General features: G+C 66.3%; 20 protein-coding genes. 10 read left to right on the plus strand and 10 right to left on the minus strand.

Annotated elements, in window-relative coordinates:
- Nucleotides 1-2: 2 nt before the first annotated feature.
- From mobA to QMK22_RS12150, 3 genes are read left to right on the plus strand one after another with little or no spacing between them, the layout of a single operon-like run.
- The gene (gene mobA, locus QMK22_RS12140; RefSeq protein ID WP_283497908.1) at nucleotides 3-752 is read left to right on the plus strand and encodes a molybdenum cofactor guanylyltransferase; all 750 of its coding nucleotides are present in this window, start codon (nucleotides 3-5) and stop codon (nucleotides 750-752) included.
- A 4-nt stretch (nucleotides 753-756) separates the two neighbouring features.
- Nucleotides 757-1,029 (plus strand): DUF6457 domain-containing protein, encoded by a 273-nt coding sequence (locus QMK22_RS12145; protein WP_283497909.1) that lies wholly within the window; start codon nucleotides 757-759, stop codon nucleotides 1,027-1,029.
- The gene (locus QMK22_RS12150) at nucleotides 1,029-1,268 is read left to right on the plus strand and encodes a MoaD/ThiS family protein (RefSeq protein ID WP_283497910.1); all 240 of its coding nucleotides are present in this window, start codon (nucleotides 1,029-1,031) and stop codon (nucleotides 1,266-1,268) included. Before QMK22_RS12145 ends, QMK22_RS12150 begins: the two co-directional genes overlap by 1 nt.
- Before the next feature lie 14 nt (nucleotides 1,269-1,282).
- Here QMK22_RS12150 and QMK22_RS12155 read toward each other — a convergent pair whose 3' ends face one another.
- Together QMK22_RS12155 and QMK22_RS12160 are read right to left on the minus strand one after the other, a co-directional pair.
- A complete protein-coding gene (locus QMK22_RS12155) occupies nucleotides 1,283-1,714 on the minus strand; it encodes a molybdenum cofactor biosynthesis protein MoaE (RefSeq protein ID WP_283497911.1) in 432 nt (143 codons plus the stop codon).
- Nucleotides 1,714-2,229: a MogA/MoaB family molybdenum cofactor biosynthesis protein gene (locus QMK22_RS12160; RefSeq protein ID WP_283497912.1), complete on the minus strand. Its 516-nt coding sequence runs from the start codon at nucleotides 2,227-2,229 to the stop codon at nucleotides 1,714-1,716. The genes QMK22_RS12155 and QMK22_RS12160 overlap by 1 nt, the downstream gene beginning before the upstream one ends.
- Nucleotides 2,230-2,427: 198 nt before the next feature.
- On the opposite strand from QMK22_RS12160, the gene QMK22_RS12165 reads away from it, so the two are divergent.
- Complete coding sequence (locus QMK22_RS12165; RefSeq protein ID WP_283497913.1) at nucleotides 2,428-3,753, plus strand: MFS transporter; 1,326 nt, start codon at nucleotides 2,428-2,430, stop codon at nucleotides 3,751-3,753.
- An 89-nt stretch (nucleotides 3,754-3,842) separates the two neighbouring features.
- Nucleotides 3,843-3,980, plus strand: a complete 138-nt coding sequence (locus QMK22_RS12170) for a hypothetical protein (RefSeq protein ID WP_283497914.1) — start codon at nucleotides 3,843-3,845, stop codon at nucleotides 3,978-3,980.
- Nucleotides 3,981-4,096: 116 nt separating this feature from the next.
- Here the strand turns inward: QMK22_RS12170 and QMK22_RS12175 are convergent, their stop codons facing one another.
- Together QMK22_RS12175 and QMK22_RS12180 are read right to left on the minus strand one after the other, a co-directional pair.
- Nucleotides 4,097-4,723: a LuxR C-terminal-related transcriptional regulator gene (locus QMK22_RS12175; protein WP_283497915.1), complete on the minus strand. Its 627-nt coding sequence runs from the start codon at nucleotides 4,721-4,723 to the stop codon at nucleotides 4,097-4,099.
- Complete coding sequence (locus tag QMK22_RS12180) at nucleotides 4,720-5,901, minus strand: sensor histidine kinase (protein ID WP_283497916.1); 1,182 nt, start codon at nucleotides 5,899-5,901, stop codon at nucleotides 4,720-4,722. The genes QMK22_RS12175 and QMK22_RS12180 overlap by 4 nt, the downstream gene beginning before the upstream one ends.
- Nucleotides 5,902-6,061: 160 nt before the next feature.
- Here QMK22_RS12180 and QMK22_RS12185 point away from each other — a divergent pair, with 160 nt between their 5' ends.
- Together QMK22_RS12185 and QMK22_RS12190 are read left to right on the plus strand one after the other, a co-directional pair.
- Nucleotides 6,062-7,132, plus strand: a complete 1,071-nt coding sequence (locus QMK22_RS12185) for an ABC transporter permease (RefSeq protein WP_283497994.1) — start codon at nucleotides 6,062-6,064, stop codon at nucleotides 7,130-7,132.
- Nucleotides 7,129-7,821: an ABC transporter ATP-binding protein gene (locus QMK22_RS12190; protein ID WP_283497917.1), complete on the plus strand. Its 693-nt coding sequence runs from the start codon at nucleotides 7,129-7,131 to the stop codon at nucleotides 7,819-7,821. The genes QMK22_RS12185 and QMK22_RS12190 overlap by 4 nt, the downstream gene beginning before the upstream one ends.
- Nucleotides 7,822-7,875: 54 nt before the next feature.
- Here QMK22_RS12190 and QMK22_RS12195 read toward each other — a convergent pair whose 3' ends face one another.
- The 6 genes from QMK22_RS12195 to QMK22_RS12220 form a co-directional block, all read right to left on the minus strand.
- Nucleotides 7,876-8,229: a DUF488 domain-containing protein gene (locus QMK22_RS12195; protein WP_283497918.1), complete on the minus strand. Its 354-nt coding sequence runs from the start codon at nucleotides 8,227-8,229 to the stop codon at nucleotides 7,876-7,878.
- A gap of 9 nt (nucleotides 8,230-8,238) precedes the next feature.
- A complete protein-coding gene (gene narI / locus QMK22_RS12200) occupies nucleotides 8,239-8,997 on the minus strand; it encodes a respiratory nitrate reductase subunit gamma (protein ID WP_283497919.1) in 759 nt (252 codons plus the stop codon).
- The gene (gene narJ, locus QMK22_RS12205; RefSeq protein ID WP_283497920.1) at nucleotides 8,994-9,719 is read right to left on the minus strand and encodes a nitrate reductase molybdenum cofactor assembly chaperone; all 726 of its coding nucleotides are present in this window, start codon (nucleotides 9,717-9,719) and stop codon (nucleotides 8,994-8,996) included. The genes narI and narJ overlap by 4 nt, the downstream gene beginning before the upstream one ends.
- Complete coding sequence (gene narH / locus QMK22_RS12210) at nucleotides 9,716-11,398, minus strand: nitrate reductase subunit beta (RefSeq protein ID WP_283497921.1); 1,683 nt, start codon at nucleotides 11,396-11,398, stop codon at nucleotides 9,716-9,718. Before narH ends, narJ begins: the two co-directional genes overlap by 4 nt.
- Nucleotides 11,398-15,171 carry a nitrate reductase subunit alpha gene (locus QMK22_RS12215; RefSeq protein ID WP_283497922.1) on the minus strand — a complete coding sequence of 1,258 codons (3,774 nt, stop codon included), beginning with the start codon at nucleotides 15,169-15,171 and terminating at the stop codon, nucleotides 11,398-11,400. Before QMK22_RS12215 ends, narH begins: the two co-directional genes overlap by 1 nt.
- A gap of 367 nt (nucleotides 15,172-15,538) precedes the next feature.
- Nucleotides 15,539-16,264, minus strand: a complete 726-nt coding sequence (locus QMK22_RS12220; RefSeq protein WP_283497923.1) for a helix-turn-helix transcriptional regulator — start codon at nucleotides 16,262-16,264, stop codon at nucleotides 15,539-15,541.
- A gap of 142 nt (nucleotides 16,265-16,406) precedes the next feature.
- Between QMK22_RS12220 and pdhA the strand changes: the two genes are divergently transcribed.
- The 3 genes from pdhA to QMK22_RS12235 are packed head-to-tail and all read left to right on the plus strand — an operon-like array spanning nucleotide 16,407 to nucleotide 19,885.
- Nucleotides 16,407-17,492 (plus strand): pyruvate dehydrogenase (acetyl-transferring) E1 component subunit alpha, encoded by a 1,086-nt coding sequence (gene pdhA / locus QMK22_RS12225; RefSeq protein ID WP_283497924.1) that lies wholly within the window; start codon nucleotides 16,407-16,409, stop codon nucleotides 17,490-17,492.
- Nucleotides 17,492-18,520: an alpha-ketoacid dehydrogenase subunit beta gene (locus QMK22_RS12230; protein WP_283497925.1), complete on the plus strand. Its 1,029-nt coding sequence runs from the start codon at nucleotides 17,492-17,494 to the stop codon at nucleotides 18,518-18,520. Before pdhA ends, QMK22_RS12230 begins: the two co-directional genes overlap by 1 nt.
- 9 nt (nucleotides 18,521-18,529) lie before the next feature.
- On the plus strand, nucleotides 18,530-19,885 hold the full coding sequence (locus tag QMK22_RS12235) for a dihydrolipoamide acetyltransferase family protein (RefSeq protein WP_283497926.1): 1,356 nt from the start codon (nucleotides 18,530-18,532) through the stop codon (nucleotides 19,883-19,885).
- The last annotated feature ends 34 nt before the right edge of the window (nucleotides 19,886-19,919 follow it).

Genomic DNA, 19,919 nt, shown 5'->3' on the forward strand with positions numbered 1-19,919 from the left:
GGATGCTCCGGGTCGACCTCATCGTGCTCGCCGGCGGGCGCGGCAGCCGCCTCGGCGGCGCACTCAAACCCGCGGTTGAGGTCGCCGGGCGTACCCTGCTCTCCCGCGTGCTCGACGCCCGCCCGCTGGCCGAGCGGGCCGTCGTCGTCGGCCCCGCCGAAGCACGTCCGGCCGCCATCGACGGACACGGCAATGCCGTCTCGGTTGTCTGGGCGCTCGAAGACCCTCCCTTCGGTGGCCCGGTCGCCGGTCTCGCCGCCGGCCTGGCCGCACTCGAAGCCGCACACGAAGCCGCACACGACGCCGATGCTCCCACTCGCGATGAAGCCGACGCTCTCACTCTCGGTTTAGCCGACGCTCCGACTCTCGACGAACCCGCCGGCTGGGTGCTCGTGCTCGCCTGCGATCTCCCCTTGGGAGCCGAGGCTGCCCGCACTCTCCTTGTCTGCGCATCCGCTTTGGTGCAGACCGGGGAGGCCGACAACGTTGACGGAGTGCATTTCAGTGACAACCACGGCCGCCCCCAGTGGCTCGCCGCACTCTACCGGGCACCGGCGCTTCGTGCGGCGATGGCCCGCCTCGGCGACCGGGTCGACGGTGCCAGCATGCGCATACTGCTCGAGGGGCTCCATCTCACGGCGCTCCTGGACGAATCCACAGCGAGTACTGACGTCGACACATGGGAAGATGTGGAGAGCAGCACCGCTCGCCTGACCGGTGCACCTGACGCAGTGACCCGACCCGAGGAGTGACCAGATGAGCTCTGCACCGCTGCCCCCCGAAGCGCTCGACGCGTGGCTCACGGCCCTCGCCGACCGGCTCCAGCTCAACCCGGCCGACGTACCCGTGGGCGACCTGCTCGATGTGGCCCGCGATGTCGCCCACAACGTGGCCCGCCCGGCCGCACCGCTCAGCACCTTTCTGATCGGCCTCGCCGCCGCGAAAAACGGTGGAACCGGCGCCGACATTGAAGCCGCCTGTGCCGCCGCCAGCGAACTCGCCCTCGACTGGGCACCGGAAAAACTCTGATGGCCACCCTGCGTTTCTTCGCCGGCGCCGCCGAAGCCGCCGAGGCCGATACGGCAACGCTCGATGCGAGCACGATCGGCGAATTGCGCGCCCAGCTCGGCGAGCGCTACGGCAGCGAGTTCGGGCGCGTACTCGGGCTGTGTTCCCTGCTCGTGAACGGTGCGCGCGCCACCGACGATGCGGTCACGCTCGCGTCCACCGACACGGTCGACGTGCTCCCGCCCTTCGCTGGCGGCTAACCACTCGAAGGACGCTACAGACCGACCCAGGAATGGGTTCCGTCGAGTTCATATTGCTTCTTCCAGATCGGAACCTCGGCCTTCACCGACTCCACGAGGCTTTCGCAGGCCGCGAAGGCGTCACCCCGGTGCGCGCTCGCGACCGCAGCCACGAGGGCCAGATCGCCCACCTCGAGGTGTCCGATGCGGTGGCTCACTGCCAACACCACCAGCGGATGCTCCGCCCGCACCCGGTCGGCGATCTCACCGATAATGCGCCCAGCGTCGGGATGTGCGCTGTAATCCAGGCCGGTAACGCGGCCGACCGCATCCGGATCATGGTCGCGCACCTGCCCGATGAATGTGACCACGGCGCCGTGCTCCGGTCCGGACACAGCGGACACGTGCTCGCCCACGTCGAGCAGCGACTCGGTCACCCGGGCAAAATCCAGCGGGGCCGCAGCCATCAGTGATCGCCGCCGTCGAGCTGGTCGATGATGTGCCGCACGAGCGGCGCGATAATGGCCACACCGTCGCGCACCGCGCCGACCGAACCTGGCAGGTTCACCACCAGGGCACCGTTGTTGCCGACCGAATCGGCGATGCCGGCCAGGCCACGGGACAGCATCGCGGTGGGGATCGTCGCGACGCTGAGCATGCGCATCCGCTCGGAAATGCCGGGCAGTACCGTGCGTAACAGCGTGGCGGTGCCTTCGGGCGTGAGGTCACGTGCCGAAACGCCGGTGCCGCCGGTTGTCACGACGAGGCGGGCGCCGTCGCCGAGCGCGGCCGAGATCGCCCCGGCGACGCTCTCGATACCGTCGGGCACGACCCGAGGTGGCCCGCAGGGAATACCAACCTCGCCGAGCGCATCCACGGTCGCCGGACCGGATCGATCCTCACGTTCACCGCGCGAGCAGCGATCAGACACGGTGATCACGACGGCCCCGAGTTCGGCCCCAAGCTTGAGCTGAGTTTTCACCGTTCCACAGTACCGCGGCCCGCTGGGCGGCGCCCGGCTCCCCCACGAGAAGCGGATGCCGCTAACCGGCATCCGCGTGCGCCGAAATCATTTGTCACGGTGTTTGCGCCATGCACCGCGGTCGGGAAGCGAACAAGCTGGCTGCGCAGCACAGCTAAACCATCGGGCCCCTGCCCGACCAAACAGCCGAGGAACCCCATGTCACCCGTCTCACCACCACGCGTCGTCACCACGCTGAAGCCGGACCTCTCGAACTGGGATCCGGAACACGAAGAAACGTGGGATTCGCACCTCGCCTGGCGCACCCTGTGGATCACCACGTTCAGCATGACCCTCGCGTTCGCGGCCTGGTACCTGGTCAGCGCGATCGCTCCGCGGCTCAATGACATCGGGTTCGACCTCAGCACCAGCCAGCTGTATTGGCTCGTCGCCCTGCCCGGGCTCGCCGCTGGGATGCTCCGGCTCGTGTTCATGTTTCTGCCGCCGATTCTCGGCACCCGCACACTCGTCGTCCTGGCCAGTGCGCTGCTCCTGCTGCCGATGATCGGCTGGACGCTCGTCGCCCGAGACACCTCAACCCCGTACTGGGTACTGCTCGCACTCTCGTTCGCCGCGGGTGTCGGCGGTGGCAGCTTCTCGGGGTTCATGGCTTCGACCAGCTATTTCTTTCCCAAGCGCCTCGCCGGAACCGCCCTGGGTCTGCAGGCGGGGCTCGGCAACTTCGGCATCGGACTGATTCAGTTACTCACCCCGTGGGTGGTTGGTTTCGGCCTGCTCGGCACCGCAGCCCTAACCCCGGAGAGCGACTCCAACGGCGAATTGGTCTGGCTACACAACGGCGGACTCGTACTCGTGCCCTGGGTGCTCCTCGCGATCATCCTCGCCCTCGTCTTTCTGCGACGCGTGCCGATCAAGGCCAATTTTCGGCAGCAGCTCGACATCTTCAAGGTCAAGCACACCTGGATCATGACCGCCATCTACCTGATGAGCTTCGGCGCGTTCAGCGGTCTGGCCGCGCAAATGGGCCTGATCATTCTCAACGTCTACGGCGACTTTCCCGATGCCCCCAACCCGCTCGCTTTCGCCTTCATCGGCCCGGTCCTCGGTGCCCTCGTGCGGGCGGCAACGGGGCCGCTATGCGACCGGTTCGGCGGCGCCATCTTCACGTTCCTCGGCGGCGCGGGCATGACCGTCGGCACAATCATCACGGTGTTCTTTCTCACGCCGACGAGCGTGGATGAGTTCTACGGCTTTCTCACGGGCATGCTCATCATCTTCTTCTTCTCCGGCCTGGCCAACGCGGGAACGTTCAAGCAGATGCCGATGATCTTCCCCAAGCGGCAGGCCGGCGGCGCGATCGGCTGGACCGCCTCGATCGCTGCCTTCGGACCGTTCATTGTGGGCATGGCCCTCACCGCGATGAGCCCGACCGCGTTCTTCGTCGGCTGCGCCGTGTTCTGCCTGTTTTGCACCGGTCTGGCCTGGTTCTACTACGCCCGCCCCGGTGCACCCAACCCGAGCTGACGCTCCCGTCGCTGCCCGAGGTCCGCTCCTCCAGCGGGGGCCTCGGGTTTTTTCCCGCCCGGGGCCATACTGAAACGAGGAGGTCACCGATGACCCAGGATGACGAACCGATCGGCGGCGATCCGGCCTGCTGGCTCGAACAGGTCTGCCCGGAATGCGGCGCCTACGTCTCCGGCGAGCTGCCGGCCCGCTGCTGGCGCTGCGACACCGTGGTCGCCCCGTCCTGAGCCCGGTGCACTGGCGGTCGCGCGCGAGTTGCGCCAGTGCGCGCCAGGCGCAACACCCGCGCACCAGCGCAGGTTCCGCGCCACACGGCGCGCGGGATCCGCGCAGCTCCGGGCGGTTACCGCAGGATGCCGCGTTGCCGGGCGGCGGAGACCGCGGCGGTGCGCGAGCTGACGTCCAGTTTCGTGAAGATGTGCGCGAGATGGGATTTGACGGTGGTTTCGCTGACAAAGAGCTTGGCGGCGATCTCGGTGTTGGATTGGCCGGAGGCGACGCAGTCGAGCACCTGCATCTCGCGAGCGCTGAGACTGGCGTGGGGGGCGCGCATCCGGGTCAGGAGCCGAGACACGATCACCGGCGCGATGGCACTTTCGCCGGCTGCGGCGGCACGCACCCCGGCAATCAACTCGTGCGGGGGCGCATCTTTGAGGAGATAGCCGCTGGCACCGGCCGCGACCGCGCCGAGAATGTCGGCATCGGAGTCGTAGTTCGTCAGCACGAGCACGTACGGAGCCGCGTCGAGGGCCCGGATGCGGCGGGTGGCGTCGGCTCCGGTGGCGGATTCACCGACACCGAATTGCAGGTCCATCAGCACAATGTCGGGGCTTTCACGCTCAGCAGCCGCCACGGCCTGGTCGGGGGTGGCCGCTTCGGCGACGACCTCGAAGTCGTCTTCCAAGCTGAACAGTGCGTTCAGGCCGGCGCGAACGATGGGGTGATCATCCGCTATAACGAGCCTGATCATGGTGTCTCCCTCAGGGAAAGATCAACGATCACGGTGGTCCCCTGACCCACCGCCGTATCGACGGTGAGGGTGCCGCCGAGTTGCTGCACACGCTCCCGAGTCGCCACGAGCCCGAATGAATCCGATTTCTCGACCGAGTTCAGCGCCGAACCGTTGGGGTCGAAGCCCGCGCCATCGTCCTCCACGGTGAACCGCAGTTCTTCCGCGCTAACGGCCAGCGCGATGGTCGCCGTGCTGGCATGAGCGTGCTGGATGACGTTGGCGATGGCACCCTGGGCAATGCGCAGCAGCGCCGTCTGCAGGTGCATGGGCAGCGTGACCGTATCGGAAACGCGCACCTGCACCGCGAGTCCCTGGCTGGCCCACTGCGTTGCAGCGAGCCGGCGCAGTGCGCCACCGAGACCCTGATCGTCTAGTTGCGGCGGGGTGAGTTCGCGAATGAAGCGGCGCGCTTCGGCCAGGTTTCCGGCGGCAGTCTCGCGTGCGAGCCGGATATGTTCCACTCCCGGCCGGTCGGGATCGGCCCGCTCAGCGGCGTGCAGCAACATCTGGATGCTGGAAAGCCCCTGGGCCAAAGTGTCATGAATTTCTCGCGCCAGACGGGCGCGTTCGGCGAGCACACCCGACTCATGCTCGTTCGCCGCGAGCTGACCGCGGGTGGCGAGCAGCTCGGCCATGAGGGCCTCGCGCTGCGCCGCCTCGCGCGCGAGAGCTTGGTAGCCGAGGCCGATCAGCAGCGCAACACCGGCACCGACCAGTGGGCCGACCACCCCGCCGACGGTCCACCCGCCGCGCAGCCCGAGGGCGACGATCGCCACAACGGTCGACACCACGATTGCGGCGGACCCCCACCATCGGCCAAGAAGGTGCAGGTAGAGAAAGAACAGGGGAAAGACCAGATACGCGGCCTCGGGGCTGAGCCAGAGCAAAGCCATCCACTCGAGCGTCAACACCGCCAGCCAGCGCAGGCGTCTGCCGCGGGCGCCACCCGAGCGCACGATCACCCCGCCGAGGCCGTACGTCAGAACGAGCACGGCAGCCAGAACGATGACAAGGATGCTGCTGTCGGTGGGCGCGAACACCGCGCCGGCGACCACCAGAACGGTCAAGACCAGAAACAGCGTGTGCAGACCGGTACGCAGACCCACGAAAACGGGGGTCAATGCGTTCGGGGCCACGGTTCAACGTTACGTGATCGCCGAGGATGGTCATCCTCCAAAAGGATGACGGCGCGGTCCACCCTCGGGGCGCACACTGCCGTCCGGCCGGGTGATGACCCACGCACGGCGAGAGGGGAAAGTAGGGAGAGTCGTCACAGGGATGGCAGGAAAGGCACAAATGTTCGTCGCGTTACGCGATCTCCGCTTTGCTCGGGGCCGGTTTATCCTCATCGGCTCTGTTGTCGCCCTCATCACCGTTCTCGTCGGGTTCCTCAGCGGTCTCACGGGCGGCCTGGCCACCCAGAACATATCGGGCGTGCTGGCCATTCCCGCCGACCGGATCGTGTTCTCCGCCCCCAGCACCGGAGACGCCGGCACGAGCTTTTCCGACTCCAGCATCACCGAGCCCGAGGCTGCCAATTGGGCGGCAACGGATGGTGTCACCTCCGCCGAACCGATCGGGATCAGCCAGACGCGCGCCGAAGCCGGTGACACGCGTGCCGCCATCGCCGTCTTCGGGGTGCAACCGGGATTTGATTCCACCGCCCCCTCGGCTAATGGCCTCCTGAGTCTCTCCGACCCCGCTGCCACGGACCTCGGTGTCACAACCGGAGACGACGTGACGATCGCCGGCACAATCTACTCGGTGCAGACCATATCCGGAAACGGCTGGTACAGCCACACTCCGGTCGTGCAGATGACCCTGCACGACTGGCAGGCTTACTCCGCCGCAACGGGGAGCCCCGACGCGTACGCCACCGTGCTCGCCGTGAGCGGCGATCCCGACTGGGCCGCCGCGGATACCGACAACACGACAGTGTCCCAGAGCATTCTCAGCTCGTTGACCGCGCTCAGCGCGTTCCGCTCCGAGATCGGATCCCTGCTGCTCATGGTCGCGATGCTGTTCGGCATTTCCGGGCTCGTGATCGGCGCCTTCTTCACCGTCTGGACGATGCAGCGCAAGGGAGACATCGCCGTGCTCAAGGCCCTCGGTGCCAGCACCGGTTCACTGGTTCGTGACGCCCTCGGACAGGCGCTGATCGTGCTGGTCCTGGGCATTGGAATCGGCCTGGGGCTCGTGGCCGTTCTCGGTTCGCTCGCCGGCAGTGCGCTGCCGTTCATGCTGAGTCCCCTGACAACCCTCCTCCCGGGCGCGATCATGATCGTGCTCGGCCTCGCCGGTGCCGCATTCGCGCTCCGCTCCGTCACATCCGCCGACCCCCTCACCGCCCTTGGGAGCAACCGATGATCAGCCTCCGTAACATCACCCTCACCTTCTCCGACGGCGACTCCCGCCTGACCGCGGTCGACCGCGTCAGCCTCACTGCCCGGCCCGGCACCGTCACCGGCATCACAGGCCCCAGCGGCTCGGGAAAATCGAGTCTGCTCGCTGTCGCTGCCACCCTCATTCGCCCGGATTCCGGGGAAGTCCTCATCGACGACATCGACGCCACCCGACTGACACCCGGCGAACGGACAGAACTGCGCCGCAACAAAATCGGCATCGTTTTTCAGCAGCCCAACCTCATCCCCTCCCTGACCGCGAGCGAGCAGCTCACCGTGATGAACGAACTCGGCGCCGGCAGCAGCCGGCAGAACCGGGCGAAGGCCACCGCGCGTGCCGACCTGCTCCTGCACGCGGTCGGCCTCGGCGACCAGCGCACCAAGCGTCCCCATCAGCTTTCCGGTGGGCAGCGCCAGCGGGTCAACATTGCCCGTGCCTTGATGAACGATCCGAGTGTGCTCCTGATCGACGAGCCGACCAGCGCTCTGGATCAGGAACGTGGCGCCAGCATCATCGAACTGATCCTGCGGCTCACCGATGAGTTGAACACGTCAACCCTGCTGGTCACCCACGACCTCGTGCATCTGCCCCGCATGCACGGCAGCGTTCACCTCGTCGACGGCGCACTCGTCGACGAGTTCGCCACCGTCTAGTTCTTCCGCTGTCCCTCGCCCACACCGCACCCGGTTGCGGGCCGGGCCGCCCGGCTACTCGTCGAGGTACTCCGCGAGCACCCTGGCATGGTTCACGTGCGGGTCTTTCGCCCCGTAGACCAGGGTGGTAACGCCCGCGGCGACCCGCACCCGCAACGCCGCAACGCCGGCCTGCGTCTCAGCATTCGAATCGAGTTCGGCTCGGTAACGCAGCGCAAACTCCTCCATGCGTTCCGGGTCGTGGTCCCACCAGGTGCGCAGCGCCGGCGACGGCGCGACGTCTTTGAGCCACTCATCGAGCTGGGCGTGCTCCTTCGAAACGCCGCGCGGCCAGAGCCGATCCACGAGCACCCGATATCCATCATCAGCGGATGCCGCAGCATACGCCCGCTTGATTTGCACCGACATGCTGGAATACTACCGGCGTGCGCGTTGCACGGGGCGTTCGCTTTTCTCCCAGCCGCGACGGGGTGCCCGCGACCCGGCACCGCGAGGATTATCCCGGGACCGGTAGACCACGTAGGGACGAACGAGGTACCCGAGCGGCGCTGAAAACACGTGCACCAGCCGGGTGAACGGCCAGAGCAGAAACAAGGTCGTGGCGGTGAGCACGTGCAGTTGAAAGAAGAACGGCACATCACTCATCAGGGCGGGATCAGGCTGCAGGCTGTACAGCGAGCGGATCCACGGCGAGATCGACCCACGATAGTCGTAGCCGCCGCCGAAAATTTGGTACAGCACGGTGGCGGTCGTCCCGAAGGCGATGGTGCCGGCCAGGAATACGTACATGACTTTGTCCATCACCGTCGTGACCAAAAGCACCCGCTTGGTCAGGCGCCGGCGGTAGATCAAAATGGCCAGCCCGGTCACGGTCAGCGCGGCCGCGAAGCTGCCGAGCCAGGTCGCGCCGAGGTGGTACATATGCTCGGTCACGCCGAAGAACTCCAGCCACTCCTTGGGAATGAACAGGCCAACAATATGCCCGCCGATCACCATGAGAATGCCGTAGTGGAACATCGGTGAGCCCCAGCGCAGCAGTCGATTCTCGTAGGTTTGGCTCGATCGTGACGTCCAGCCGAACTGGTCGTAGCGATAGCGCAGCAGATGGCCGACCACGAACACGCCCGTCGCGGCGTAGGGAAAAGCGACCCAGAGCAGGAAATCCCAGGCGGTCATACTCTCACGTCCTCGTTTGCATGTGCGGAAAACGGCTTTAGATTTCCGAGGTAGGTCATACCGACGGTCTCGGTCGGCGGTCCCTCATTGACGAGGTTGAGGTAGCGTTCGCGGGTCTCCTCGTCGATCACGGGCAGCGACAGCGACACCGCCTCGACGATGCGGGCGTAGGGGCTGTCGAATTTCTCGAGGGCCGTACGCAGAACCTCGATGCCGTCGCGATGCGCGGCGAGTAGCTCCTGCGCGATCGGCGAGTCGGAGCGCGCCGAGAATTCCAACACCATCGGCAGGTAGTCGGGAAGTTCGTCGGCGCCGACCTGCCAGCCGGCCGCCCGGTAGGCCTCGACGAAGCGCACAAGCGCCATACCGCGGCGGCGGGTATCCCCGGCCGCATAGTAGGTGAGGTACGGGCAGCATTTGCGTTTCAGGTCGAAGGTCGCGGTGAAGTGGGTTTCAAGCTCCTGCTGGCTCTGGTCGTTGACCGCCGCGAAAAACTCGTCGAAGGTGCGGCGCAACGGGTGGGGCAGATCCACAACGGATGCCTCGACGAGCGCAAACTGCGCACGACGCTCCGGCGTCGGGTAGTCGAGCAGAATCGACGCCGCCATGTGCGCAATAACGCCCTGCTCGGGCGTCAGCGGAACAGCCGCGATCGATTTCGGTGCCACCTTCGGCGCCCGAAAGCCGAAATTCATCCGGGTACGGAGCGGGCGGGTGCTCACGCCGGGCTCCCGGCATCCGCTACCGGCGGGAACATGCCCTCTGGCACCCCGCCGCCGTTCCAGTTGAGTAGGTTGATCCGGCCCGGGGTGGTCGGGGCTGTGGCACTGGACGAGTTGGTACCGGAACGCCCGGTCATCTCGTTGTAGTTGTCGACGGTGGCGCCGAGCGGCATACCGACGGTGTTGCCGAAGGGGCCGGAGTGCCCGGCCGCGCCGGGCCCGCCCATGCCGGGGCCGCCGTCGGTGTCGAGCGAGCAGCCGAGCTCTTCCAGCTCCCGCGCGGTCTCCACGTGCGCTTTCGGAATGACGTAACGGTCTTCATACTTGGCGATGGCGAGCAGCCGATACATGGCGGTGATGGTCTCACCGGTCATGCCGACCGCGTTCGGAATGCGCTCGTCGGGCTCGTTGCCGAGGTTAATGTCGCGCATGTACGCGCGCATCGCGGCGAGCTTGCGCAGCGACAGCTCAACCGGAACGACGTCGCCGGCCGAAAACAGCCCGGCGAGGTATTCCACCGGGATGCGCAGCTTGTCGATCGCGGCGAACAGGGTGCGGGCGTCTTCGCCGTCGCTGCCGGAGTTGCTCACCACGTCAACCACGGGCGACAGCGGGGGGATGTACCAGACCATCGGCATCGTGCGGTATTCCGGGTGCAGCGGCAACGCGATCTCATACTCGGAGATGAGCTTGTAAATGGGGCTGTTCTGAGCGGCTTCGATCCAGTCGTCGGCCATGCCCTCCGCCTTGGCTGCGGCGATGACCGCGGGGTCGAACGGGTCGAGAAAGCAGGCACGCTGGGCATCGAGCAGGTCCTGGTCGTTTTCGATCGAGGCCGCTGCGAGCACCGCGTCGGCGTCGTAGAGCATGAGGCCCAGATAGCGCAGCCGTCCGACGCAGGTTTCGGAGCAGATGGTGGGCTTGCCCTGCTCGATCAACGGGTAGCAGAGCGTGCACTTCTCCGCCTTGCCCGTTTTGTGGTTGAAGTACACCTTCTTGTAGGGGCAGGCGGAGACGCACATGCGCCAGCCGCGGCATCCGTCTTCATCGACGAGCACGATGCCGTCTTCTTCGCGCTTGTACATGGCGCCGGAGGGGCAGGCGGCCACGCAGGCGGGGTTGAGGCAGTGCTCGCAAATGCGCGGCAGGTAGAACATGAAGGTCTCTTCGAACTCCATCTTCACGTGCTCGCTCATCGTCGCCAGAATCGGGTCGAGAGCTGCGGTCTCCTGCGAGCCGCCGAGGTTGTCGTCCCAGTTGCCCGACCATTTAATGTCCATGTTCTGGCCGGTCAGCAACGACTTCGGTCGGGCGACCGGGCTTTGAGTGCCGGCTGGCGCGGTGGTGAGCATGTCGTAGTCGTAGGTCCACGGCTCGTAGTAGTCGTCGATCTGCGGCAGGTTCGGGTTGTTGAAGATCTGCGAGAGCTTCTTCAGCCGCCCGCCGGCCTTCAGCTGCAGCCGGCCACGTTTATTGCGCACCCAGCCGCCCTTCCACTTTTCCTGGTTTTCGTACTCGCGCGGGTAGCCGATGCCGGGCCGGGTCTCCACGTTGTTGAACCAGGCGTACTCAACGCCGGTGCGGTTGGTCCAGACCTGCTTGCAGGTGACAGAGCAGGTGTGGCATCCGATGCATTTGTCGAGGTTCATGATCATCGACATCTGGGCCATAACACGCATTAGTAGTCCACTTTCTGACTGCGACGACGAATCACGGTGACCTCGTCGCGTTGGTTCCCGGTCGGGCCGAGGTAGTTGAAGGCGAAGGACAGCTGGGCGTAGCCGCCGATCAGATGGCTGGGCTTCAAGAGGATGCGGGTGAGCGAGTTGTTGGTGCCGCCGCGCATACCGCTGGTTTCCGCGACCGGCACGTTGATGGTGCGGTCTTTCGCGTGGTACATGTACACCGTGCCTTCCGGCATCCGGTGCGACACGATCGCCCGCGCCACGACGACCCCGTTGCGGTTGTATGACTCGATCCACTCGTTGTCGCGTACGCCAATCTTCTCGGCATCCTGCGGGCTCATCCAGATGGTCGGCCCGCCGCGGGAGAGTGAGAGCATGAGCAGGTTGTCCTGGTATTCGGAGTGGATCGACCACTTCGAATGCGGGGTCAGGTAGCGCACCGCGACCTCGGCGTGGCCTTCTGATCCGGACGCTCCCGTTGACGTCGTGGCGCCGACGATCGAATCGTCGAACAGTCGGTGCATATCCAGCGGCGGCCGAAAGATGGGCAGCTGCTCACCGAGCTCGATCATCCAGTCGTGGTCGAGGTAGAAATGCTGGCGACCGGTGAGTGTGTGCCAGGGCTTCAGGTGTTCCACGTTGATGGTGAAGGCGCTGTAACGACGACCGCCGTGCTCGGAACCCGACCATTCCGGGGAGGTGAGCACCGGCACCGGCGCACCCTGCACATCCGGGTAGGAGAACCGGCGGCCCTCGTTGTCGCTGGCCAGCTGGGCGAGTTTGACTCCGGTGCGTTCTTCGAGCTGCCGAAAACCCTGGGTGCCGAGGCGGCCGTTGGTGGTACCCGAGAGGGCCAGCACCATCTCGCAGGCATGAATGGCCGTCGACAGGCGCGGGCGGCCGGCAGCGGGGCCGCTAGCTACCAGGCCGTTCTTTTTGCCGAGGTACTCGACCTCCACGTCGGGGGTGAATTTCACCCCCTTGGTGACCATGCCGAGCTTCGCCGTGAGCGGTCCGAGCGCCCCGAGCTGCGCGGCGAAGGCCGGGTAGTCGCGTTCGACGACGACCAGTTTGGGCATGGTAACGCCGGGAATGAGCGGCTGGTCGTTCAGCACGGTGCCGTGCGGGGTGGCCATGGCATCGGGGGTGTCGTGCGAGAGCGGTGCGGCAACGAGGTCTTTGCGCACGCCGAGATGCGTGACCGACAGCTCCGAGATCTTCGCGGCGAGCACGTGAAAGATATCGAAGTCGGTCTTGGCCTGCCACGGCGGGGCGATCGCCGGGTTGAAGGAGTGAATGAACGGATGCATATCCGTTGTCGACAGGTCGTTCTTCTCATACCAGGTGGCCGGCGGCAACACCACGTCGCTGTAGATGGTGGTACTCGTCATGCGGAAGTCGCTCGTGACCAGCAGGTCGAGCTTGCCTTCCGGGGCGCTTTCGTGCCACTTCATGGTTGTCGGCCGCCGGGCCGGCATCGACTCGACCGCGCGCACAGCGGAGGGCGCCCCGAGCAGGTGCTTGAGAAAATACTCGTTGCCTTTGCCGGAGGAGCCGAGCACGTTGGCCCGCCACACCACGAGCACGCGGGGAAAGTTCTCGGGCGCGTCGGGGTCTTCGCAGGAGAACTCGAGCGAGCCGTCCTTCAGCGAATCGACCACGTATTCGGCCGGTTCCTGACCGGCGGCGACGGCATCATCGACGAGGTCGAGGGAATTGCGGTTGAAGGTGGGGTAGCTGGGCATCCAGCCACGTTTGGCCGATTCGACCAGGCAGTCCGCGGTAGTACGGCCCGCGAAAGTGCCGACGCCGAGCGGGCTCGCGAGGGTGTCAGCACTCAATCCGTCGTAGCGCCACTGGTCGGTGGCGAGGTAGAAGAAGCCGGTGCCGATCATCTGGCGGGGCGGGCGCACCCAGTCCAGACCGAACGCGTACTGGCCGTATCCGGTGAGCGGGCGCACCTTCTCCTGCCCGACGTAGTGGGCCCAACCGCCGCCGTTCACACCCTGGCAGCCGGTCATGGTGGTGAGGGCGAGAAAGGCGCGGTAGATGGTGTCCGAATGGAACCAGTGATTGGTGCCGGCACCCATCAGAATCATCGAGCGGCCCTGCGAATCTTCGGCATTCTGGGCGAATTCGCGGCCGATACGCGCGGCAGCCTGCCACGGCACCGAGGTGATCTCTTCCTGCCAGGCGGGGGTGCCGGGGGTGGATGCGTCGTCGTAGCCGGTGGGCCACTCGCCCGGCAGTCCGGGTCGCCCGACGCCGTACTGTGCGAGCAGCAGGTCGAACACGGTCGTCACGAGCACACCGGCGACCTCCCGCACGGGCACCCCGCGGCGCACGATCCCGGCGGCGCCGGCGTGCTGTTCGCCGGGGCTGTCCTGGCCGACATCGGGCGTCACGTCGAAGCGGGGCAGGTCGATGGCGACGCTGGCACCGTCGTAGTCCGGGGCATCCGCTATGGAGAGCAGCGGGTCGCGGCCCTCGAGGTCGAGGTTCCAGGTGCCCTTGTCGGCCTCGCTGAACCGGTGGCCGATCGACCCGTTCGGCACGAACGGCTCGGCGTTCTCATCGAGCATGACCGTTTTGAAGGCGGCACTCGACACGGATGCGTCGGTGCTGGGCAGCGCGTCGGCCGTCAGAAATTTGCCGGGAACCCAGGCATCCTGGCGCGGGGTGAGCGCGATCAGGTAGGACGAGTCGCTGAACTTCTTCATATACTCGATGAAGCGCGGCGTGCGGCGATCGACCAGGAATTCCTTGAGAACGACGTGGCCCATGGCGAGCGCGAGGGCGCCGTCGGTGCCGGGGTGCACGGCCAGCCATTCGTCGGCGAATTTGGAGTTGTCGGCGTAGTCGGGCGAGACGGTGACGACCTTCTGGCCGCGGTAGCGGGCCTCAACCATGAAGTGCGCGTCGGGGGTGCGCGTGACGGGCACGTTGGAGCCCCACATGATCAGGTAGCTGGAGTTCCACCAGTCGGCCGATTCGGGCACGTCGGTCTGGTCACCGAACACCTGCGGGCTGGCCACCGGCAGGTCGGCATACCAGTCGTAGAACGAGAGCATCGTGCCGCCGAGCATCGAAATGAACCGGTTGCCGACGCCCTGTGACACGATCGACATCGCCGGAATCGGGCTGAAGCCGACGACCCGGTCTGGGCCGTACTTTTTGATGGTGTGCACGTGGGCGGCGGCGACGATTTCGGCGGCTTCATCCCAGCTGGCGCGCACCAGCCCGCCCTGGCCGCGGGCGCTCTTGTACTGCCGTGCGGTTTCGGGGTTGCCGGTGATCTCGGCCCAGGCCAGCACTGGATCGCCGAGGCGTGCTTTCGCTTCACGGTAGAGGTTCAGCAGCACGCCGCGCACGTAGGGGTAACGCACCCGGGTGGGCGAGTAGGTGTACCAGCTGAAAGCCGCGCCGCGGGGGCAGCCGCGGGGCTCGTACTCGGGGCTGTCCGGGCCGACCGAGGGGTAGTCGGTCTGCTGGGTTTCCCAGGTGATGATGCCGTCTTTGACGTACACCTTCCAGGAGCAGCTGCCGGTGCAGTTCACACCGTGGGTACTGCGCACCTCTTTGTCGTGGGTCCAGCGATCACGGTAAAACGTGTCGGCACCGCGGCCGCCGTTTTTGAACACGCTGCGCAGATCGTCGCTGGTCTCGCCGCGGCGCAGAAAACGGCCGAGTTTCAGCAGCGAGTCGGCGACCGGGCCGTCGGTGCCAGGCTGAGATGATCCGAACGTCGTGCCGTTGCGTTTGTTCACGGTGCCCCTTGCCTGCCGGGGATGCCGAAGCAGCACTCACCCTCAGAACGAGCCTCGCCGCTGCCCGCCAGGCCGACAACCGCAAAAGACCGTGAATAATGTTTCGGCCCCGGCTCATAACTCCTGCAATTCGTGCACCGTCTGCTCATCGTGCGCGTAATTCCGGGGTGGAGAGCGCGGTGCCGCAGAAATTGCAGGAGTTGTGCGCACGTGCGGCGGCTCATGCGGAAACGAGGCGGGCGGGGCCGGACCGGGGGCAACAATCATGCCGGACCCGACAGGCCAACTCCCTCAGATAATCACACCATCCGAGGTTACGAACAAGGTAACGGGGGGACGAGCCCTCTGCCGGCATGGGTGCCGAACTCTAGCGGCGAAGGTCTCGGAACGTCCTCGGCGCTGCGCGGGACGGATCGGTGTGCGTCCCGGCCGGCTCCTCGGCGGGCTCATCAGCGGATGCCGCCGGCGCGGCCACCACGTCGATCACACAGTGATGCGGGGCATTGCTGAGGTTGAGGCCGACCGCGCGCAGTGGGCCGTCGGCCTGCTCCAGTACGCCCTGAATCAGGCGGTAATGCACGCCGCACACCTCCGGGTGCTCCCTGATCATCTCCGAGTACGGGCAGTCGTGCAGGTTGAGCTGGTCGCCGTCGGCGGCCATCCGGGCGTCGAAACCGGATTGGTCCAGGTGGTCATCGAGGGCGTCGAGCTGTCGCTGGGCTGCCGGGCCGGTGCAGCCGGCCAACGTGGGTTGGCCGACGGGCAGTAGCGGCAGCATCCGGCGCAGTTGCTCGGCACGTTCCTGCGCGGCCGCGATTTTGCGGCTGCGAATGGAACCCAATTCGGTATTTACCCCGCCCGCGGCGCTGTAGAGCATCTTGGGGCGGCCCTTGCTGTCACGCGCCTCGGGCGCACAGGTGACGAAACCATCGTTAATCAGCCGGTCGAGGTGTTCGCGGGCGGTGTTGTGGTGCAGTCCCGTGGCCTCGGCGAGGTCGTTCACCGTCATCGTTCCGCGGCTCTGCAGCTGGTAGAGCAGGTTCATTCTGCTCAGGCTGGCGAGCGTCTTGTAACTCGGGGGTTGGGCGGCCATGGCTCCATTATGTCTTCACATGATCGGCGGCCCCCATTTGCGCCGATTTTGCACCCCCTTACCCACCTCCCGATTTGAAAGGAAAATATTCCCCTCAAAGACGTAGGATTAACGAACGCAGTCAGAAGGAAAGTGGGACCACATGGCGGCCAAAGCCCGCATACGACCGAACCCCGTCGAGGCTCCCGGTGATGAACCGGGTAGCGAACCCAACGCGCCCCTGCGAGGCTATTACGAACGAATGTCGCTGGTGCGCGCCTTCGAGCTGCGCGCCAGCGAGATGTATGCCCGGGCCAGGATCGGCGGCTACTGCCACCTCAACCTCGGCGAAGAGGCAACCGTGGTGGGTCTGATGGCGGCCGTCGAGGCCCGCGATTACCTGTTCACCGGGTATCGCGATCACGGCTACGCGCTGCTGCGCGGCCTGTCGCCCGAGCGGGTGATGGCCGAATTGTTCGGCAAGGTCACCGGTGTCTCCGGCGGTCGCGGCGGCTCAATGCACCTGTTCGACACCGAAACACGCCTGTTCGGCGGCTACGGCATCGTCGGCGGGCAGATCCCCCCGGCCACCGGCGCCGCACTCGCACTGAAATACCGCGAGGCGGCCGGTCCCGACGCTGCCGCCGTGCTGTGCCTGCTCGGTGACGGCACCACCAACATCGGGGCGTTCCACGAATCGCTCAACTTGGCCGGCCTGTGGAAGCTGCCGATCGTTTATGTGATCGTCAACAATGGGCTCGGTATGGGCACGACGGTGGAAAAGGCATCCGCCGAACCGGAGCTGTACAAGCGTGCCGCGTCGTACCGCATGCCCGGTCTGCGGGTCGACGGCGATGATGTGCTCGCCGTTCGGGATGCTGCCCGCTCTGCCCTCAAACAAGCGCGCGAGTCGCGCCAGCCAGTGCTGCTCGAGGTCATGTGTTATCGATTGCGCGGCCATTCCGTGGTGGATCCGGCCCGCTATCGCTCAGCCGATGATACGGCGATCGCCCAGCAGTCCGACCCGGTTCCGAGCTTTCGCGCCGAGTTGATCGCCTCTGGCGTTCTCAGCGAAGCGGATGCCGCCGCCATCGACGAGTCCGCCGATGCGCGGGTGTCCGAGGCGGTCACCTTCGCCGAGGAGAGCCCGGAGCCCGACCCCACGGACCTGTTCGCGTACGTGTACGCGACCGCGGTGGCGAATGCGCCATCCGCTTTGCCCGGAGAACCCGTTATGGATGCCCTGTGATGACTACCGACATAGCAACAACCCGCACGATCACCTACCGTCAGGCGCTCAACGAGACCCTGCGCGCCGAACTCGAGCACGACGAGAAGGTTTTTCTGATCGGCGAGGAGATCGGTGTCTTTGAGGGCTCCTACAAGATCACGGCCGGGCTGCTCGAAGCTTTCGGACCGGATCGGGTACTTGATGCCCCGATCGCCGAGGAGGGTTTCGTCGGCGCCGCCCTCGGTGCGGCAATGCTCGGCATGCGGCCGGTGGTGGAGATCATGACCATCAACTTCAGCCTCATTGCGATCGACCAGATCGTCAACCACGCGGCCAAGATGCGTTCGATGTTCGCCGGGCAGGTGTCTATTCCGCTGGTCATTCGCATGCCCGGCGGTGGCGGCCAGCAGCTCGCCGCGACCCATTCGCAGAACCTCGAGGTCTGGTACGCCCACATTCCCGGGCTCAAGGTCGTCGCTCCGTCGACCCCGGCCGACGCTAAAGCGCTGCTGACCGCGGCCATTCGCGATGACGATCCGGTGATCTTTCTCGAGAACCTCTCGCTATACAGCGCCAAGGGCGAGGTGCCCGACGGCGAACAAATCGCCGAAATTGGCAAGGCCGCTGTCGTGAAACCCGGCACCGACCTCACCATTGTGAGCTACTCGCGCGGCACCACGACCGCCCTCGAGGTGGCTCGCCAACTCGAGGCCGAAGGCCTCTCGATCGAGGTCGTCGATCTGCGCAGCCTGCGGCCACTGGACCGCGACACCATCTGCGCCTCGGTGCAGAAGACCGGGCACGCCGTCGTCTTCGAAGACGACTGGCTCAGCTACGGCATCGGCGCCGAAATTTCGGCGACCATCGGCGAGGGCGTGTTTGATTTTCTGGACGCCCCGGTGCGCCGCGTCGCCGCCGCCGAGGTGCCTTTGCCCTACGCCAAATCGCTCGAGCGAGCGGCGCTGCCCAGCAGCGCCGACCTCGCCCGCGTGGTGCGCGAGGTGCTCAACCTCGCCCCCGTTTCTTCCGCCTCGATCGACAATTAGGAGCCGGCCATGCCCGACGTCATCATGCCCCGCCTCTCCGACACCATGGAGGAGGGCGAACTCAGTCGCTGGATCAAGCAGGTCGGCGATGAGATACACAAGGGCGACGTGCTCGCCGAGATCGAGACCGACAAAGCCACGATGGATCTCGAAGCCTTCGACAATGGCATCCTCGAGCAGTTGCTCGTCGTCACCGGAGCCCTCGTGCCGATCGGCGCCCCGGTTGCCCGCATCGGCGACGGCAGCAACATCGTCGCTGACGGAGCGGAACCCGCGGCGCCGGCAGCAACACCAGCGCCAGCAGTACCGGCGACGACACCGGATGCCTCTGCGCCGGCTCCCTCTGCTCCGGCTCCCTCCGGCACCAGCGATCCCGCAACCTCAGCAACGCCCACCGGCGAGCTGCGCACCTCTCCGCTGGCGCGGAAAATCGGCCGCGAGCACGGCATCGACCTGCACAGCATCGTGGGCACCGGCCCGCAGGGGCGCATCACTCGCACCGATGTGGACGCAGCTATCGCCGACCGGGAGACGGGCACCCCAACGCCCACGCCGACCTCGGCTCCCGCAGCGCAGCCCGAGACAGGCGCCGCAGCTCAAAGCGCCACAGCGCCTGGTGCTACAGCGACCAGTGCCACCCCTTCCAGCGGTGCGACGCCCGGTGGGCCGCGCACTGCCACCGATTCCGTTGCCGTGCCGGTCAGCCGCATCCGCGCCGTTACTGCTCGCCGGCTGACCGAGAGCCAGGCCGTGCCGCACTTCTTCCTCACCCGCATCGTCGACGTCGAGCGCCTCGTCGCGTTCCGTACCGAGGTGAACGCCTCGCTCACCGCGCTCGGCACCAAAGTGAGCCTGAACGACCTCTTCGTGCGGGCCAGCGCCATGACCCTACGGGCGCACCCCGCGGTCAACGCGTCGTGGGGCGCCGGCGTCATTCTGCGCCACCCGCACGTCAATGTCGGCGTGGCCGTCGCGACCGACGACGGGCTGCTCGTCCCCGTGGTTGTCGACGCCGATCAAAAGTCCCTCAGCGCCATCGCCACCGAGACCCGCGCCCTAGCCGGCCTGGCCCGCAGCGGCAACTTGTCGCTCGCCCAAATGTCCGGGGGCACCTTCTCCATCAGCAACCTCGGCATGTTCGACATTGATTCCTTTACCGCCGTATTGAATCCACCCGAAGCCGGCATTCTGGCGATCGGGGCAGCGAAAGACGTACCGGCAGTCCGTGCGGGAGCTCTGGTGACCGTACCCATGGTCACCATGACCCTGACCGCCGACCATCGGGTGCTCGACGGTGCCGTCGCGGCCGCGTTCCTGCGTGATCTCGCGATCCTGCTCGAGGACCCGCTGCGCATCGTTCTCTAACCGCAGGACTAGCCGGGATCCGCCGGGCACCTGG

The organism is Cryobacterium sp. PH29-G1, assembly GCF_030063365.1.
In the GTDB taxonomy this organism is placed as follows: domain Bacteria; phylum Actinomycetota; class Actinomycetes; order Actinomycetales; family Microbacteriaceae; genus Cryobacterium.